Raw genomic sequence first — 17,670 nt, forward strand, 5'->3', positions numbered from 1 at the left:
TCAATCAGCTTTGGTTGGTTTGCGGCCAAAGTCGGGGGCGTCGGTGTCCTGACCTGCCTCAATGATGCTGCGACGGATCGCGCGGGTGCGTGTGAAATAATCGAACAGCAGATCACCATCGCCCTGACGAATAGCGCGCTGCAGGACGAACAATTCTTCGGTGAACCGCCCCAGAATTTCCAAGGTCGCGTCTTTGTTCGTTAGAAACACATCGCGCCACATCGTCGGGTCAGAGGCTGCAATACGGGTGAAGTCACGAAAGCCCGCCGCAGAGAACTTGATCACCTCTTGGTCGGTGACGCGACGCAGATCATCGGCAACGCCAACCATCGTGTAGGCGATCAGGTGTGGGGTGTGAGACACCACAGCGCAGACCAGGTCATGGTGATCAGGGTCCATGATTTCGATGTTCGCGCCGATCCCCTTCCAGAAATCGCACAACCGATCCAGTTGACCCTGATCGACAGTCTCGGGTGGCACGACGAGGCACCACCGATTGTCGAACAGTGTCGCAAACCCAGACCTCGGGCCGGAATGTTCCGTCCCCGCCATTGGGTGACAGCCGATGAAATGCGCATGTTCGGGCAAATGCGGCACAACGGCGTCGAACACGGATTTCTTCACCGATCCCACATCCGTGACCATCACACCCTGTTTCAAGTGCGGAGCAATCGCCGCCATCACAGGACCCATCGCACCAATCGGCACCGCCAACACAACCAGATCAGCGTCTTTGACAGCTTCTTCGGCAGTATCGACAACGCGGTCGACCAGATTGATTTCGCGTGCGATGTCACGCGTTTCGGCAGAGCGTGCATAGCCCACGATTTCATTCGCGAGTTTCCCACGGCGAATGGCCAGCGACATCGACCCCGCAATGAGGCCCAGCCCGATCAGCGCAACACGGTTATAGGTGGCCATCAGCGGACCCCTTTGAATGTGCCAATGACATGCACCACGCGGCGGCATGCGGCCTCGTCACCGACGGTGATCCGCAGGCAGTTCGGTAGGCCATAGCCACCCACACGGCGCACGATAATCCCATCGTCCTTGAGCGCGGCATCGCAAGCGGCGGCCTCTTCTTCGGAGGCAAAACGCGCCAGAATGAAGTTCGCAAAGCTCTCATCGACCTGCACACCCATTTGGATCAGGGCATTGGACAGCCACCCGCGCCATTTCGCATTTTCGGTCCGGCAACGTTCGACAAAGGCGACGTCGCGCACAGCGGCCTCTGCGGTCGTCAACTGCGTCTCGGACAAGTTGAACGGCTGGCGCACACGGTTAAGCACATCAATGATGTCCTTTGCCGCATAGGCCCAACCGATCCGCAAACCGCCTAGACCGTAAATCTTGGAGAATGTGCGGGTCATGATCACGTTCGGATACTGATCCACCAACGCAGCGCCGCCATCGAACCCATCCACAAATTCAGTGTAAGCGCCATCGTGAACGAACAGCACATCGGACGGCAGACCTTCGATCAACCGCACAAGCTCTGCCTCGGTCAGCATCGTGCCTGTCGGGTTTGCAGGGTTCGCGACGAAAACGATCCGAGTGCGATCGGTGACAGCCGCCAGAATAGCGTCCACATCTACACGGCGGTTGTTTTCTTTGACCTCAACAGGGATAGCGCCGACCATCTTGGCGAGGATCGGATACATCGAAAACCCGTGTTCGGTGGTGATGATCTCATCGCCAACACCCGCGTAACAGGTCGCGATGAACTGGAGCACTTCGTCCGAGCCCGCACCGCAGATCAATTGATCGGGCGAGAGGCCATATACCTCACCAATCGCGGCCCGAAGGCTCGCGTGGTCGGTCGAGGGGTACCGATGCAAGTCCTGAACGCTGCGGGTAAAAGCCTCGCGCGCTTTGTCGGAAAACCCATAAGGGTTTTCATTCGACGACAGCTTGAGCACGTCGGATTTACCAGCGACCTTGCTTTCGCCACTGACATACAGTGCGATATCCATGATGCCGGGTTGCGGTTTTGGCGTCTTGGTCATGTTCTGCCCTCGGGTTGTCGGACCTTCCTTAACGATGGTTTTGACCCGTTTCCAGAGCACAGATCGACACGGGTGAAATAGCTGCCCGATTTCAGGCGGCATGTGGCAGATTGATCGGCTATAACCGGGACATGTTATTCAGTTTGCCAGACCCAGATACACTCTACGACGCACTTGTAGCGCGTGACGCATCCTATGATGGGCGCGCCTATGTGGGGGTTACGTCGACAGGCATCTTCTGTCGACTGACCTGCCCCGCGCGCAAACCTTTGCGAGAGAACTGTCGGTTCTTTACGACAACGGCAGAGTGCATCGCAGATGGCTTCCGCCCCTGCAAACGCTGCCATCCCATTGGCACGAGCGCGGAGGCTGACCCAGTGATTGCCCGACTGCTGTCCGTGCTCGACTCTGAACCCGATCGACGCTGGACCGAGGGCGATGTGGAAACGATGGGGTTTGACACATCGACCGTGCGGCGGGTGTTTCGGCGACAATTCGGGATGACGTTTATTCAAATGGCACGACAAAGGCGGATGAGAATGGGTGCAAAGACATTGGCCGAAGGCGGCAAAGTCATCGAGGCGCAGCTGGACGCGGGTTTCGACAGCCCTTCGGCCTTTCGTGCGTCATTCGCGAAACTGCTGGGCGTTGCCCCGTCCGAGATGCGAACGGATGCGATGTTGCGGGCGGATTTCATCGACACACCATTGGGCGCTATGATCGCCGTCAGCGATGCCAAATCCCTGCGGATGCTCGAATTCCCCGAACGAAAGGGGCTGGCCGCGCAGCTAAAGCGCATCTTTGAAACCGCGAACGGATCAATGGGTTTTGGTCGGTTCGAGGCGACAGATCAGGTTGCCGAAGAATTGGGAGATTTCTTTGCGGGGAAACGATCCACCTTCGACGTGCCCCTCGCGCAAAACTACGGAACGCCGTTCCAGCGAGAAGTCTGGGAGGCACTCCGTAAGATCCCCGCAGGCGAAACGCGCAGCTACGGACAACTCGCCGCAGAGATCGGGCGACCGACCGCAATGCGCCCCGTGGCCTCGGCCAATGGCGCGAACCAAATCGCGCTCGTCATTCCATGTCACCGCGTCATCGGCGCGGATGGAACACTCACAGGCTACGCGGGTGGCCTATGGCGAAAACAAAAACTGATCGAAATCGAACGTCAGTTTCGGTGAAACAAAAAGAAAAAAGGCTGCCCGAAGGCAGCCTTTGCCCGAATATCGGCTAAGAACCAGATTAGTTCTTAGCGTAGAATTCGACGACGAGGTTCGGTTCCATCACAACCGGGTACGGAACGTCCGACAGGCCCGGGGTGCGAACGAAGGTCGCGGTCATTTTGTTGTGGTCAGCGTCGATGTAGTCAGGAACATCACGCTCGGTCAGCTGAACAGCTTCGAGAAGAACGGTCATCTGTTTCGACTTCTGACGAACTTCGATAACGTCGCCTTCTTTAACGCGGTAGGACGGGATGTTTACCGATTTACCGTTAACCAGAACGTGGCCGTGGTTTACGAACTGACGAGCAGCGAACACGGTTGCAACGAACTTTGCGCGGTAAACAACAGCGTCCAGACGGCGCTCGAGCAGACCGATCAGGTTTTCACCGGTATCGCCTTTTACGCGTTCAGCTTCGCCGTAGATGCGGCGGAATTGTTTCTCGGTCAGGTCGCCGTAGTAGCCTTTCAGCTTCTGCTTAGCGCGCAGCTGCAGACCGAAGTCCGAGATTTTCGCTTTGCGGCGCTGACCGTGCTGGCCTGGGCCGTATTCACGCTTGTTTACTGGCGACTTAGGACGACCCCAGATGTTTTCGCCCATGCGGCGGTCGATTTTGTACTTGGCAGACGTGCGTTTGGTCACGGCTGATCTCCTTCGTTATGGTCGACGCCCCGAAGGGCGACTATGAAGGGCGTTGTCCTCTTGGCCGAAGCCATGACAGGAATCCCCTTGCGGGGCCCACCAACACCAATGAATGGGCGGCTTATAGAGGCGAGAGCGACAGAGTCAACGCTCTTTTCTCACATTAGCCGACTGTCGTGCCGCAGGATTTCCACTTCGGTGCCCGACAGGACACGACGCGCAAACATACCGTAAGTCTGCGGGTCACCGCCCAGCTCTGGCATCCGCTGGAAGAGGCGCGACCGATCAGCCTCGTTCAAGTGGGACAATGCGGCGCTTGCTGGGTGGAAGCTCTCGGTTTCGACCTTATTCGCAAAGACCACTTCATGCTGCGGAAGAAGCATGTGGATATAAGTCACCTCACGAACCGAGCGGTCCACATAGATCGAATGATCGTTCACCAGATCACGTGCTGTCACCAGCACCTCATCCGCATTGAACAAGGCACGCGCACGCGCGCCTTTGAGGATCATGCGGTGATCGGGCGACACAAGCAGTCCCTCATCCGGAACATCCTTGTCCAAGGCCCCTGCCCGCATCCGGATCGGTGCATAGTGCGGCATTGCAAACAAACGCGCTCCCGTCACACGGCGAGTGCCGATCCAAAGGATCTCCTGACAGCCATTGTCCTTGGTCTGAACCCGATCGCCTTCGCGCAAGGATTCAACGAACCGAGGACCGCGTTCCGTTTGAATGGTCGTCCCGGGGGTAAAGCAAATAACACCACCCGGCGCGGCACTGATCTGATCAGGGCGCTCAAGGTCGATGTTATGCGACACGATCCACATCTCGCGATGGCGTGGCGGAATATCCCCGATGAACATCAACAGCGGCGGGCGACCACGGCCCGTCTCGATCAAGGTGACAGTCCAAGTGTCCCGACCATCCGTGATGCTAAAACTCTTCTCAAAGAGTGGGTGATCGACCTCTACTTCGATCCCGATGGGATCTTTGGTCTCGACCGCCTGCAACATGCGTCGCACCGAATGCGCCGCTCTTTTTCGAATGTCTGCCTCTCCGGTCGCAATACCCAAAGGAAGCACAGAATTCGGGCCATCCACCCGTACTGCGTCCCCAGTCCAGGTCCAAGTCGCCCCCACGCGAAAAGCATCGCGCGGCGCGGACCAGAGCCCGTCAATCTCACATTGCGCCCAGGAAATGACAAACGTGCCTAGAAAGCCCGTTTTCATGCCCGTTCTCTGCCTCAGTCTGCCCGCGTCTTTTGTCCCGCGCGGATCTGACATCAAAATAAGCAGGTGGATTCTCGCGAATCAACCCTAAACGTGAGTAAGCGTTAACTTTTTACTTAGAAGTTGAAATTTAGCTTCAGCGAACCGACGACTTGGCCCTCTTCTTGACCAACGTATTCTTCGGACAAGTAGGTTGCGCCGTAATAGAATGAAATCTTAGGCGCGATTTGCCAATTGAGGCCCGCACGAAGGCGATAGCGGGTGTCTTCAGCCTCAACGCCAAAGCTGGCAGGGAAGTAGATGCTATCCCCGACAATCGCGTAGTCAGCGCCCAAAAGGAACGCGAGCCCGCGGTTATGAGAATCCGCCAGTTTGAACCGCTGCCCCGTGACCGGATCACGGCCATGCGCCACATCAACGGCCACATCCCCGAATTGGAAGTCAGCACCAACGCGGATCAAATCTTCTGCCCCATACTGCCCCTCAACGAACGGGCGCAGGTAAGAATGACCAAAGTCGATTTCGCGGGCGATTTCGGTCGTAAGGGTCGGATAGACGCCATTCGCAATTTGGTTTGCTTCGACTGAGGCCGCGATTTCAGGGGCCCCTACACGGTCGTGGAAATTCCGCTGAAACTCCATCATGCCTGTTTGCGGACCGACGACGACAATGTCGGTGCCCACACTGATTTCCAGATCGCTAATCTCGTAGTGGGTATGCGCTCCGACCGACAAAATGCCCGCATAGGCGCGGTCGGCGGACTTTGCACCATTCAGGTTTCGCGGCGCGATAACTTCGGAGCGCAAACGAAGCTCCATCAACCCAAAGGGCTGATCGGCATAGTCGCGTTCGTTGTCCTTCGAAAATGCAAAAGACAATACGTAGCTGCCTGTGCGCCAGCGATCCTCATTGTCGCCAAAGTAGTCGTTGTTGAACAACCGACCGACGCCTGTCAGGCCCCAGCCGCTCTCGGTTTCGGCAACTACGGCACCGGATGACAAGATGAGAGACGACAGAACGACGGCGCGCGCAAAGAACATACCATACCCCACAATTAGTATACACGCGGAGGTTTAGCACAAGCTGAGCAAATTTATAGCTAAAATTTCCATTCTCACGCGCCCGCCTAGCAGCACCGTGCTATCTAGCGTTGCGCAACACAGCGGCGACTGTCAAACACAGCGCATGATGCAGAACACCACATCAAAAACGCACCTCATTCTGATCGCCTTTCTGACAGGCGGTCTTCTGACGATTATGACGCTGTTCAATGGCCGCGTCGCATTAGGAGGCGGCGCGATCTTTTCGTCATGGGTGGCGCATGGCGTCGGAACTGTCGCAGCCATCATCGCACTCATCGTGCTCTTTCGGCGCCGCCCAAAGGGAGGCACGCGGTCTCGCGCTCCGTTCTGGGCTTACCTCGGCGGTATTTCGGGGGCTTTGACGGTGATCCTGACCTCAACCACGGTGAACACATCGCTTGCACTCTCGGGCACAATCGCCCTCGGCCTTGCGGGACAGATGGTGTTTGGACTTGGCGCGGATGTGCTGGGGCTGTTTGGTCTGCCAAAACGTCGATTGGCGCCGCGCGAGTTGGTCTCTTTCGCAATGATCTGCGCGGGTAGTTTGATCATCATCTATTTGGGGCGGGTCTGATGGGAATTTGGTTTTACGTCTTACTCGCCTTTGCCGCAGGTTTGCTGGTCGGACTGAGCCGCCAAATCAATGGTCGCCTGTCACTCTCCACGAGCCCGCTAGAATCATCGTTCTGGAATCACGCGATTGGCTTCGTGGTCCTCTGTGTGGTTGCGCTCTCCATCGGATGGTCCCACCCCCAAGACGGCCTCGCTGACATACCGCTGACCGCCTACGCTGGCGGCGCGGTTGGCGTGGTCTTTATCGCGTCATCCAGCTGGCTCATCGCGCGTATTGGCGCTGCGCAAACGGCTGTATTGGTGATCGCAGGGCAAATGGTATCGAGCGTGATCCTCGATATCGCGATGGGAACCGCTGGGATCGCTTGGGCGCGCACCTTGGGGGTTACGTTAATCCTTGCAGGAATTTTCTACGGTCGACGCGCAAGAGACTGAATTTCCCGCTTGCGCCGCCGCACAGACATGATTATGACGCCCCTCACGCACAGAGTGGCCCGTTCGTCTATCGGTTAGGACGCCAGGTTTTCAACCTGGAAAGAGGGGTTCGATTCCCCTACGGGCTGCCACTGCATTTCCCAAAATATTTTAAAAACAATATGTTAGGTACTTATTCATCTAGCGTGTATGCCGGTCCGTATACCAAATTGATTATGGACAACATTGGTCCTGAGCTGACTGAAGGTTCACACCCTCACACTCGTACTCTCCAAGAAACTTGACGATGAATGCCCTTCTGGGACATGTCACTGGTGTTTATCCAATGGCGGACTGATTATGCTCTCGAAATTCAAAAATAAAACTGCCAACGATGCACCAGCCGACGATAGGCATTCGCCGAGCGATCAGAAGCTTCAGTCATCGGCATTAGACGCGGCACCTACCAAAAAACCATTTATGCCACCCTATCGAGAAGGCAGCGTTACTGACAAACGTCGCTCAGTTCTTCATGAAGGGATCAAAATCGAAGGCAACTGGACAAGTGATGGTGTTGTCGAGTTTGGCGGGACGATTACCGGCGACCTTACCGCTGACATTCTAGTGGTGACCAAAACTGGGAAAATCACAGGCACAATTCGGGCTGATCAAGTCATGATTGAAGGACAAGTGATAGGCAAAATCTTTGCCAAATCTCTCAGCTTGAAACCGACCGCAAATGTAGAGGCCGACATCACCTCACCTACCTTGAGCATGGATATGGGTGCAAAATTCAACGGCGCAATCTCGATGCCACCCCAGAAAACTATGATCTGATGCCGCTACCTCAAAGTGCTAACGCTGATAGATGTGCCTTATAGGGCATACAGACCCTGGGGCACTCTCGCCTCCCACTAAATACTATCCGACATGCAATACCTGGAAATGAATATGTCCTAGGTTTTGGTCTCGAAGCCGCTGGCGTCAATTTTTCCCACAGCACTGCTTATATAAATATCCAGACCCACAAGTGCATGGGTCATTTCGTTTTGGCTTTTTAATTTGACGCTTTTGACGAGATGTCGGTTGTTCAAATAAGTCCGTACGAGCCTGCTGCAGCAATTCAATTAAGGCATTCGGAATGAGGTCCAGCGCTTCTTCAGAAAACGCGTGGATAAGTTGGTCGTCAAAATCACTTTGACCTTCGGCTATTTCATTGAGAACTAAAAAGAGGCTCAGAGCACTTCGCGTAACCTCCTCACTATGATCGAACAACGCCTCCCAGACATCTTTCCGGAGAGCTACGCCACGGTTGAAGCCTTGAACCCAAGGCTGCCATGAAACTTGATCTGTGTCCTCAACATTTGAAAAAATAGGCTGCAATCGCTGTCGAGTCTTTGCCCTATCGGCGATGTATTCGAGGTGGCCGACAATATTTTCAACGACCAGATCAGCAACTTTGCCACGAGGGAATTTCTCAGGAACTTTTCCTTTGAATAAATCTGTGAGCCAGCTTGATGGAGGTACAAATTCTGGACACAAGAACACTGCCGTAAGATACCCATCCAGCTCACTGAGCTTCATATCGATGCGCTGGGTAGCATCTGAAGACGAGAGAAGTTGAGCAAGTCGCTCGACATCATGTTTATAGAAGCGCATGATCTTCACCTTCCGTTGCCTACTCCAACATTCGGTTGCTTAGACTTTATAAGCTCGAAACTGTCGATGCCTTAGTGGACCACAGATTAGTCATAATTATGCCTCTTTTTTACGTGATGTAAGCTTCATGAAAGTTGTTCGCTCTCTCATTTTTGGATGGTCGCCAATCAGAATACAGGACTACCTGACATCTGAGATGATGAAGTTTGGCGTTCCTGAACACCTTGCTCGATCGATTATTAAAGTGCTTGCAGATGCGGGCTATCTGCAATCTGAGAAGACACAGCCTCCTTTAGTTTTGACACAGGAATTTCGGGTGCCGCTTAAAACGAAAGATAAAAAATTAGCACTCCGTCCAGTCGAAACTCTTGTTCAAGAAATAGAGAACACTTGTGCTGCACGTTTATCCGATGCGACAGTCAAGAGGTTGATGACACGGCAACACTACCTGAGACTTGCCACTCATCATTCTTTGGCTGAGGACTGACTAATGACCATTACGCGTCTAACTGCGATGCTACTTCCGTTTGTAGCCCTCACCACCGAAGGCCAGGCTCAAGAACCCACTGGAGGCTACTCCGTCTTTTGCGTTGTAGATGAGGCAAAATCACATCACCTGAACACTGGTGAAATCGATGATGAATATTCGGAGCAGCCTTCGAGCTTCAGCGTACTCCCATCGGGCGCAATCGTGGCAGTGAATGCCCCATTTTGCCAGTTTGTTACGCAAGTAAATCGGACAGAAGGCAAGCTCAGCTTCTACTGCAGGACGATGGAACCGGACAGCGAGGCTCTCATATCCCTCGACACTCAAACCTATGACTTTTCAAAATTCGTTCATCTAAGAGAAAAAGCGATTATCACAATGTCGGGCCATTGTATCATCGACGATGACGCGCCTGAAAGTCCCAGTAGCTGACATCAACACTCATCGAAAACCACGGCCCGGCCATGCCCATCAAAAATTTTTCCGTCAGCGGCATAGCAGAGTATCGTCTTGAGTTTCTCACGGGACTTTTTCCCCAAACCCGCCAACTGTTTTAGACGTCTTTCATCCATCCCAAGCAATTCACGCAGAAGCGAGATATCTACGGCATCAAGCTCCACATCGTCGTATCGCGTCTTAAAATCTCTCTGAAGGTGCAAAAAAATTTGCACCCAGATCGTCGGCCGGATGAGATCGATGAGCCTCCCACTTGGACACTGAAAATCTTGAATAGGGTTTGCCGCCAAATCATACTCAGTGCGTGACACTTTGCTTTCTCCGCAAGAACGAATAACACATCACAATTGATCGATTTCGAGATAGGCTTTCACATTACAGCATGAGGATACCGTGGTGAAGTACGACCGTGTCGCTGACCAGCCTTTGATAAATTTCGCAACAGTCGACGGCCCATTAGCTCGCCAAATAAGCACATTCGTGTGGGTCAAGATATTCCTAGACTGTCAACGCGACTTCAAAACGTCTCATAGCAACGTTGATCCAGCTGCCATCGATATATCGCTGATCGATCATCTAATGACGCTACAGCCAACTCAGATAGCGCAGATTTCTGGTGTTGGCCCCCAAGCGCAGAAAAAGCTTCAAGAAATCATCGAAAAGCGTCGCGATGGTAAAATCTTCGCGTTGTGAGATCGTCTGACATTAAATTTTAATTTAGACGCTAAATGGGACGCTTCGTTGAACCGGAAAAACGATGGGCGCTCAGTGTCCAATCAAAAGCATGGTCGACAGGCGGAATATCGGCACACAAACCCACGTACATATTGAAAGAATACATTAAGGTTCAGGTGTTGTTTTTGGGCTGTTGTGTATCAGAGTTCTGCGGAGGCTCGTCTATGGGCGGGAGGTTCCGAGCATCACCATCCGCGAGATGACGGATCTGGTGACGGCGAGTTGGGAAAAGCAGGAAGAGGTGGTGTTTGGGGGGTGAGGGCGGGGAGCAGGAGTTCGCTTCCTGATTTCAGCAGCAAACAGCGGACCAAATCTGTTCCACCAATAACCTATAGTTTCATGGCTAACATCGATCCCCCGCTCATGCAGGAGATCCTCCACATTACGAAGAGACAGAGGGAACCGCACATAGAGCATGACCGCTAAGCGGATCACCTCTGGGCTCGTCTTGAAGTATCGAAATGGAGAGCGCTTGGTCATACCAAAACGCTAAACACGTACCATACCCTGCTCAAGGACGTTTAGTCTGACAGTGCCCTCAAGTTCATTCGTATAACAAAAAGGCCAACCGACTTAGGGTTGGCCCTTTGATCGTTGTCAAAACCTATTCGGTCTCAGGATGAAAGAGATGGGCTTTCACCGGATCGAAGGACAGCTCAATCGATGTACCGCGATCAAAAATCGCGTCTTTTGGAAGGGCCGCAATCAGAGTGGTTCCGTCACCCATCGCAAGGTTCATCACCGTCTCGCTTCCAAGACGCTCTGTTAGGTTAATCTTACCCTTCAAAACCCCGTAACCCTCTTTCGCCTCAGGCTCGAGGTATTGCGGCCGCAATCCAAGAACGAGCTTGTCGCCGACCTTGGCCTTGATCTCAGATGGGATCGAAATCGGAGCGAGCGCCGCATTTGAAACCACATAGTGGCCCTTTTCGGCAGCCGTGACCTCCACCTCAAGGAAGTTCATTGACGGGCTGCCGATAAACTTTGCAACAAAGAGATTTGCGGGCTTGTGATAAAGCTCCATCGGCGCGCCGATCTGCTGAACTTCTCCGTCGCGAAGCACTACGATCTTATCCGCAAGCGTCATAGCTTCGACCTGATCATGTGTCACATAGATCATGGTCGCTCCGAGATCTTTGTGCAGCTTGCCGATCTCCATCCGCATATCCATTCGAAGGGCCGCGTCTAAGTTAGAAAGCGGCTCATCAAAAAGGAAGACTTTGGGATCGCGCACAATCGCACGTCCAATCGCAACGCGCTGGCGCTGACCACCCGAAAGCTGGCTCGGACGGCGATCCAACAAGTGCTCCATCTGCAAGATACGTGCGGCTTCCGCAACTTTAGCTTCTTTCTCCGCTTTGGGCGTTTTGGAGATCGTCAGGCCAAATGCTACGTTTTCGCGAACAGTCATATGAGGGAAAATTGCGTAGGATTGGAACACCATCGCAACGCCGCGCTCTTTGGGTTGGAGCTCGTTGACGACCTGCCCATCAACGGACAACTCGCCTTCCGAAATATCTTCAAGCCCAGCAATCATCCGCAAAAGCGTTGACTTGCCGCAACCAGATGGACCCACAAAGACGACAAACTCACCATGGTTGATCTCGATGTCGACGCCTTTAATCACGTCGACCGGACCATAGGATTTTTTGAGCTTCTTAAGAGAGATATCCGCCATTACTCAGTCCGCCTGCTCCAACAGCAAGAGACCATTAGCATCTACAAGCACACGCTGCGGATCATGGATATAGCCGCCAAACTTGTCTTTGCCGTAATCAGCAAACCCAAGAATGAAATGCTCGCCATCTTTCTCAACGATGCGGGCGGCATAGCGCTCGCACGGCAATGCCCCATCAAGGAAACCGGGTGCTGTTTTCCATGGACCGCGCGGATTGTCGGCGATGAGGTAATGGTTGCCCGTCACAGGCGGAACCCCAGCCTCGGCGATGCGGCCTTTGGACCAATGCTCGGCAGCTGTGCAGAAAAGGCAATACCACTTACCATTGATCTCAAAGACCTGCGGCACTTCGAGCTGGCCATAGTCGCCGGTAAATACCGGCGGCTGCAATTCCCACCGAATAAGGTCTTGCGAGGTCGCAAAGCCTACGGCGCCGCCGCCATTTGGCTCTTCAATTCCAGGCACACGTGCCGTGAAATACATGAGCCACCCGTCCCCTTTAGGGTCGCGCATCACCCAAGGATCGCGCATCGCACGGTCATGCCAGTGACCAATTGCATGCTCGCATTCATAGTATTTTGCATTCGGTCCAGTGAGGTCGAGGCACTGACCATCGCCAACACGTTCCCACGAATGCATATCTGTCGAAGTCGCATGACCAACGCGCTGATAGAGTGCGCTCTCGCTTTGGCGCGTTCCTGTGTAAAAGAGGTGCCACAGGCCGTCATCGTCCTGAACGACGGAGCCTGTCCATGTGGTCTTATCATCCCAAGCAGGACCATTGCGCCACGGGGTCAGGCAGGTGCCAAGGTGTTCCCAATTGGTCAAGTCGGTAGAAACCGCATGCCCTTGAGTAACATTGAAATGGCGCAGATCAGGATCGCCCAGCGATTTGTCGGCCTTGAGGAAATAGCAGTGGTGCTTTTCGCCATCGAAGGCATACCAGCTGTCCCAAATCCATTGGTTTTCAAGTGAAAGAACCATTGTCGTTTTCCTAATTAGCCTTTGACGCCCGTCGATGCGATCGACGCGATGAAGGCACGTTGCAAGAAGAGATAGAAGGCAAGAACGGGCACAGTGATCAGGCTGAGGTAGGCCATGATCTCGCCCCAAGCGATGTTGAGCTGGAAGAAGTATTGAAGCCCAACCATGACAGGACGGTATTGCTCCTGCTGCACGACCATAAGCGGCCACAGATACTGGTTATACATCGCCAGAAACTTAAGGATCGCTGCGGTCGCAAGCACAGGTCCGGCAAGCGGCATCACAATGCGGCGGTAAATCTGGCCCCAGCTCGCACCCTCGACGCGAGAGGCTTCGATCAACTCGTGCGGTAGATCTTTGAAATACTGCACGAAGAGATAGATGGTCAAACCATCCGCGATGAACGGCACAATCTGCACGCGATAGGTATTGAGCCAGCCAGTCGTAAACCCATCAAGACCGATCCACGGCAGCTTGGACGCCAGCAAAAGCATCGGAATTGCGATAGTTTCGAACGGCACGATCAAAGTCGCAAGGATGATTGAGAGCACAAGGTCTCGCCCCCGCCAGTTCAAGAAAACGATCGAGAACGCGGTCATCGAACAGATGAGGAGCGAGAGAACGACCGTAACGCCTGTGACAAGCATTGAGTTAAAGACGAAGAGTCCAACAGGTGCGCGTTTAAAAGCCGCCGAATAGTTATCAAGACTGATGTCGCCGATTGGCAGGAATGCCCGCAGCGATGCGGTGTCGAGCAAAAGTTGCTCGCTCGGCTTGAGCGACGACATAATCATGAAGACAAGCGGAAAGCAGAAGATCAAAGCGATGATCGTCAATACCGCATAGCGTGTCGCAAGGCGCAGACCGCGGTTATCAGGTGAAACAAGTGCCATCAGCGACGCTCCCGTGTAAGCCAGCGTTGGATGAGAGAAATCGACAGAACGATAACGAAGAGGATCACCGAGATAGTGGAACCGCCCGAAATGTCCTGTTTGCCATAGCCACGTTCAACTGCTTGGAAGACGATGGTCTGTGTGCTGTCGAGAGGGCCACCGCTCGTCATAACGTCGATCTGACTAAAGAGAGCAAAGGCCTGCATTGTGATGACGATGAGAACAAGAACCGCAGTATTGCGAAGCCCTGGCCAGGTCACATAGCGGAAGGTCTGCCACTTGCTGGAGCCTTCGATTTCAGCTGCCTCATAAAGGGTGGGCGAAATGGTCTGGAGACCAGAAAGCCAGATCACCATGTGGAACCCAACGGCTTGCCAGATCGACATTCCGATGATCGAGCCAAGAGCGGTATCTGGATTGCCGAGCCAATCAATCGGAGAGAACGCACCGAAAGTGAGCGAGCTTAGGATATTGTTCAGAAGACCATTGTTGCCATCATAGATGAACCGCCACAGAAGTGAGACAACCACGATCGAGACCACGACGGGCATAAAATAGATCGCGCGGTAGACATTGATGCCGCGAAGTCTTTGGTTGATCAGCAGCGCAAGTCCGAGAGCAAGACCACCTTGAACCGGAGCGACCACCAACACAAAGATCAGCGTGTTCAGAACGGCGCGCATAAAGACAACGTCTCGCGCAAGGACATAGGTGCGATTTTCACCCGATTGCCAGCTGGTCCATTCGCGCATCCCGTCTAGCTTGGGATAGTCAGGGTTCTTGCGCGTGAAATTACGAAGCTTGGGATAGGTCGGCGCGCCGCTGTCGTCGCGAATGATATCTCCGCTTGCATCGCGTTCGGGCTCAAGCGTGATCATGCCTACGCCAAGGAGCGATTTATAATTCGCCATGCCGACAAACTCGGTCGGGTTGGGAGAGATTAGTCGCTGATTGGTAAAGGAAAGAGCGATCGCAAAAAAGAAGGGCAGGATGATGAAGACAACCATCAAACCAAAGCCCGGAAGTGCGAAGAGCCATCCTGCTCGGTTCGATGAAGTGAGTTTGGAGGACGTCGCCATAATGCTGACCTTGAAGACGTATTGAAAAGCAGTTCCCCCGAGCCGAAGCTCGGGAGAACCATCCACTAGGGAGGATTAGTGGCCGTAGCCGCCGTTCTTCTCGATATCTGCTTCGATTTCATCGACCGCAGCATCAAGAGTGTCGGCAACGTCTGCACCGTTTGCGATGTCAGCAGCAGCCTTTTCAAAGACTTTTGCCTGAACAACGTAGCCAGGGGTTACAGGGCGAAGAACGCCTTGAGCTTGGCTCAGAGCAAAGAAGCCGTGGAGCGGACCACCTTCTTTGTAGTTCTCGGTCATCGCAGCAGCCGCTGGGGTTGCTGGGATCAGGCCAATGCCGTTCGAGAATGCTGCAAGGTATTTATCCTGAAGCGCGAACTCGATGAAGGCCGAAGCACCATCTGGGTGCTCAGAGCTTGCCGAAACGCCGAACTGCCAGGATGCAGCACCGATCTTCGGACCATTGCCGAGGTCAGGTGCAGGAAGGAAGAGAGCGTCGTCATAAGCAGCGAGAGTGCCGAGAGCTGCCCAGTTGCCGTTCCAAGAGAAGGCATACTTACCGGTGTTGAAACCGGTATCGCGGTCAGCACCGTCCTGAGTTGCCTGAGCGTAGCCGTTTGCGAAGAGACCCTGCCACCAGTTGCCCCAAGCGTTTGCTGCGTCGCCGTTCAGAGCGCCTTCAGCCGACTTGTAGGACGAACGATCGATGATATCACCACCGAACGACTGGAGAAGCGGCGAGAATGCATATGGGAACCATTCACCTGTCCAAGCTGTACCGAGGTCAAGTGCGAAGTCATACTTGCCAGACGCCTTTGCTGCATCAAGTGCGGCCATGAATTCGTCTTGGGTCCAAGGCTGCTCGAGGGTCGGCGTGCGCAGGCCAAGCTCATCGATGATCGACTGACGGGTTACGAGGGCAACAGCTGCGTCCCAAAGACCGATCGAGTAGAGCTTGCCATCCCAAATACCCTTGGTGCCGGGGAGGAAGTTGGCGATTTTGGCTTCGTCGATTTGCAGCGGCTGCATATAGCCCGACCACGCCCAGTTCGGCATGTTGGGTCCATCAACGTCGAGAATGTCCGGCAGGTTGCCAGCGAGCGCGCCAGCGGTGACGGAGTCGTTGTAGGCAGCTTGCGGGAACGACTCGAGCGTTACAGACCAGTCGGACTGGCTGGCGTTAAAGTCCGAAACGATCTGGTTGATGATCTGGCTTTCGACTTCATTGCCTGCGCCGTGATACCACATGGTCAGTTCGGTCTGAGCGAAGGCAGCGCCAGACATCCCTGCGGTGAGCGCCATAGCGCCAGCAGAAAGTGTAAACAGTTTCATTGGGGGTTCCTCCCGTTCGAAAGTGGAAAGCGGATCGTTTTGCCATCCGCCGAGGCATTAGCAGTCACAGAGGACCGCCAGTTCACAGGACCAGACACGAGGGTCGGGTTGGTCTGTTGGTGGGTCTCGTCATTTATGAGCGACAAAAGCCAGTCAGCTGCGCGCGCACCCATCGCCGCATAGGGCAGCTCAGCGGTGGTCAATGGCGGGAAAAGGGTTTCAGCGATAACGCGGTAGTTATCATAGCCGGCAACAGAGATATCTTCGGGCATTCGGATGCCGCGCGTGCGCAAAATGCCATAGGCGCGCATTGCCATCTCATCGTTACCGCAGCACAAAACAGTCGGTGGATTGGGCAGAGACAAGACGCGATCAATCGCATCCCAAAGGACCGCTGAGTTGCGATGCTTGTCATGCATGAAGCCTGTAGAAATCAGCTCGGGATCAAACTCGATACCCGCTTCGGCAAGCGCGCGCTTATAGCCTTCAAGGCGAAGGCGCGTTGCGTCCATCCCTTTAGGCAACGTGAGATAGCCAATCCGTCGATGTCCTGCCTCGATAAGACGCGCTACAAGATCGTGCTGTCCGCGCTCATCATCAGGAAGCACCGAAGGCGTTCCGCGATCATCATAACAATTGACAAGGACGAGTGGCGTCCCCTTAGGAGCGGGAGGCAGTTCGACGTGCTGGTGATAGTCGGCAACATAAATGATGCCCTCTGCGCGATGCTCGACAAAGGTGCGAATGAGCTCCGGCACACGCGCCGAGCTACCGCCCGTGTCTGCGATCATCAGCGTCATACCAGTCGCAGACATGACCGACTGAATGCCCTGAACGATAAGCAAGTCAGGGAGACCCTTGGGATCATTGCCGTCTGAAGTCGTGGAAATTGCACCGGTAATCAGCCCGATGAGACCTGAGCGCGAGGAACGCATCATTCGAGCGGCGTTTGAGGGGACATAGCCAAGTTCGAGAATTGCCTTTTCGACCGCCTCGCGGGTCTTCTCACCCACAGGCGCGTCCCCATTGAGCACTCGGCTCACAGTCTTTGGAGAGACCCCTGCTATCTTTGCTACGTCGTAGATCGTCGCCAAACGTTCCCCTCCCGTGGCCCAAATGGAATCGTGACACCGATGTCATGACACCGATGTCACAGTTAATCAAGTAACTTGATTTATCACTATTCTTTCGAGGGTG

At 54.1% G+C, this 17,670-nt stretch carries 20 protein-coding genes, 1 tRNA gene and 1 pseudogene; 8 read left to right on the forward strand and 14 right to left on the reverse strand.

All coding sequences use genetic code 11. The features are described 5' to 3' along the window. A complete protein-coding gene (locus QWY83_RS09150) occupies positions 1–921 on the reverse strand; it encodes a prephenate/arogenate dehydrogenase family protein (RefSeq protein ID WP_249945204.1) in 921 nt (306 codons plus the stop codon). Then, complete coding sequence (hisC, locus tag QWY83_RS09155; protein WP_249945203.1) at positions 921–2,006, reverse strand: histidinol-phosphate transaminase; 1,086 nt, start codon at positions 2,004–2,006, stop codon at positions 921–923. Before hisC ends, QWY83_RS09150 begins: the two co-directional genes overlap by 1 nt. A 131-nt stretch (positions 2,007–2,137) precedes the next feature. Here hisC and QWY83_RS09160 point away from each other — a divergent pair, with 131 nt between their 5' ends. Beyond that, positions 2,138–3,190: a bifunctional transcriptional activator/DNA repair enzyme AdaA gene (locus QWY83_RS09160; protein WP_249945202.1), complete on the forward strand. Its 1,053-nt coding sequence runs from the start codon at positions 2,138–2,140 to the stop codon at positions 3,188–3,190. Between the two features lie 61 nt (positions 3,191–3,251). On the opposite strand, the gene rpsD is transcribed toward QWY83_RS09160, so the two are convergent. From rpsD to QWY83_RS09175, 3 genes are all read right to left on the reverse strand, one after another. Beyond that, on the reverse strand, positions 3,252–3,872 hold the full coding sequence (rpsD, locus tag QWY83_RS09165) for a 30S ribosomal protein S4 (RefSeq protein WP_067551526.1): 621 nt from the start codon (positions 3,870–3,872) through the stop codon (positions 3,252–3,254). 158 nt (positions 3,873–4,030) lie between these two features. Beyond that, the gene (locus tag QWY83_RS09170; protein ID WP_353958947.1) at positions 4,031–4,885 is read right to left on the reverse strand and encodes a Hint domain-containing protein; all 855 of its coding nucleotides are present in this window, start codon (positions 4,883–4,885) and stop codon (positions 4,031–4,033) included. Between the two features lie 332 nt (positions 4,886–5,217). Then, positions 5,218–6,141, reverse strand: coding sequence for a lipid A-modifier LpxR family protein (locus tag QWY83_RS09175; protein ID WP_249945200.1), 924 nt, complete (start codon positions 6,139–6,141; stop codon positions 5,218–5,220). A 145-nt stretch (positions 6,142–6,286) separates the two neighbouring features. Between QWY83_RS09175 and QWY83_RS09180 the strand changes: the two genes are divergently transcribed. From QWY83_RS09180 to QWY83_RS09195, 4 genes are all read left to right on the forward strand, one after another. Next, complete coding sequence (locus QWY83_RS09180) at positions 6,287–6,757, forward strand: DMT family transporter (RefSeq protein WP_249945199.1); 471 nt, start codon at positions 6,287–6,289, stop codon at positions 6,755–6,757. Beyond that, the gene (locus tag QWY83_RS09185; protein ID WP_249945198.1) at positions 6,757–7,191 is read left to right on the forward strand and encodes a DMT family transporter; all 435 of its coding nucleotides are present in this window, start codon (positions 6,757–6,759) and stop codon (positions 7,189–7,191) included. The genes QWY83_RS09180 and QWY83_RS09185 overlap by 1 nt, the downstream gene beginning before the upstream one ends. Before the next feature lie 56 nt (positions 7,192–7,247). Next, positions 7,248–7,322, forward strand: a tRNA-Glu gene (locus QWY83_RS09190). A 208-nt stretch (positions 7,323–7,530) separates the two neighbouring features. After that, positions 7,531–8,007 (forward strand): bactofilin family protein, encoded by a 477-nt coding sequence (locus QWY83_RS09195; protein ID WP_249945006.1) that lies wholly within the window; start codon positions 7,531–7,533, stop codon positions 8,005–8,007. A gap of 147 nt (positions 8,008–8,154) precedes the next feature. Here QWY83_RS09195 and QWY83_RS09200 read toward each other — a convergent pair whose 3' ends face one another. Further along, a complete protein-coding gene (locus QWY83_RS09200; protein ID WP_067551541.1) occupies positions 8,155–8,829 on the reverse strand; it encodes a UPF0149 family protein in 675 nt (224 codons plus the stop codon). 127 nt (positions 8,830–8,956) lie between these two features. Here QWY83_RS09200 and QWY83_RS09205 point away from each other — a divergent pair, with 127 nt between their 5' ends. Then, positions 8,957–9,316: a hypothetical protein gene (locus QWY83_RS09205; RefSeq protein WP_156529611.1), complete on the forward strand. Its 360-nt coding sequence runs from the start codon at positions 8,957–8,959 to the stop codon at positions 9,314–9,316. A gap of 3 nt (positions 9,317–9,319) precedes the next feature. Continuing rightward, the gene (locus QWY83_RS09210) at positions 9,320–9,748 is read left to right on the forward strand and encodes a hypothetical protein (protein WP_067551546.1); all 429 of its coding nucleotides are present in this window, start codon (positions 9,320–9,322) and stop codon (positions 9,746–9,748) included. Between the two features lie 2 nt (positions 9,749–9,750). Here QWY83_RS09210 and QWY83_RS09215 read toward each other — a convergent pair whose 3' ends face one another. Next, complete coding sequence (locus tag QWY83_RS09215) at positions 9,751–10,083, reverse strand: DNA-directed RNA polymerase subunit alpha C-terminal domain-containing protein (RefSeq protein WP_067551549.1); 333 nt, start codon at positions 10,081–10,083, stop codon at positions 9,751–9,753. Positions 10,084–10,168: 85 nt separating this feature from the next. On the opposite strand from QWY83_RS09215, the gene QWY83_RS09220 reads away from it, so the two are divergent. Next, a complete protein-coding gene (locus tag QWY83_RS09220) occupies positions 10,169–10,465 on the forward strand; it encodes a hypothetical protein (protein WP_067551551.1) in 297 nt (98 codons plus the stop codon). A 318-nt stretch (positions 10,466–10,783) separates the two neighbouring features. Here QWY83_RS09220 and QWY83_RS09225 read toward each other — a convergent pair. The 7 genes and pseudogenes from QWY83_RS09225 to QWY83_RS09255 all read right to left on the reverse strand — a co-directional run. Continuing rightward, positions 10,784–10,987, reverse strand: a pseudogene (locus QWY83_RS09225) (IS6 family transposase); the annotation flags it as partial. Between the two features lie 124 nt (positions 10,988–11,111). Beyond that, on the reverse strand, positions 11,112–12,185 hold the full coding sequence (locus QWY83_RS09230) for an ABC transporter ATP-binding protein (RefSeq protein WP_067551554.1): 1,074 nt from the start codon (positions 12,183–12,185) through the stop codon (positions 11,112–11,114). 3 nt (positions 12,186–12,188) lie between these two features. Then, on the reverse strand, positions 12,189–13,169 hold the full coding sequence (locus tag QWY83_RS09235; protein WP_067551557.1) for a glycoside hydrolase family protein: 981 nt from the start codon (positions 13,167–13,169) through the stop codon (positions 12,189–12,191). A gap of 14 nt (positions 13,170–13,183) precedes the next feature. Continuing rightward, positions 13,184–14,062, reverse strand: coding sequence for a carbohydrate ABC transporter permease (locus tag QWY83_RS09240; protein WP_067551560.1), 879 nt, complete (start codon positions 14,060–14,062; stop codon positions 13,184–13,186). Beyond that, positions 14,062–15,141, reverse strand: a complete 1,080-nt coding sequence (locus tag QWY83_RS09245; RefSeq protein WP_067551563.1) for a carbohydrate ABC transporter permease — start codon at positions 15,139–15,141, stop codon at positions 14,062–14,064. The genes QWY83_RS09240 and QWY83_RS09245 overlap by 1 nt, the downstream gene beginning before the upstream one ends. A gap of 75 nt (positions 15,142–15,216) precedes the next feature. Continuing rightward, positions 15,217–16,473, reverse strand: a complete 1,257-nt coding sequence (locus tag QWY83_RS09250; RefSeq protein WP_067551566.1) for an extracellular solute-binding protein — start codon at positions 16,471–16,473, stop codon at positions 15,217–15,219. Further along, positions 16,470–17,567: a LacI family DNA-binding transcriptional regulator gene (locus tag QWY83_RS09255; protein WP_067551569.1), complete on the reverse strand. Its 1,098-nt coding sequence runs from the start codon at positions 17,565–17,567 to the stop codon at positions 16,470–16,472. Before QWY83_RS09255 ends, QWY83_RS09250 begins: the two co-directional genes overlap by 4 nt. Between the last annotated feature and the right edge of the window lie 103 nt (positions 17,568–17,670).

It is taken from the genome of Marivivens donghaensis, from assembly GCF_030410045.1.
In the GTDB taxonomy this organism is placed as follows: domain Bacteria; phylum Pseudomonadota; class Alphaproteobacteria; order Rhodobacterales; family Rhodobacteraceae; genus Marivivens; species Marivivens donghaensis.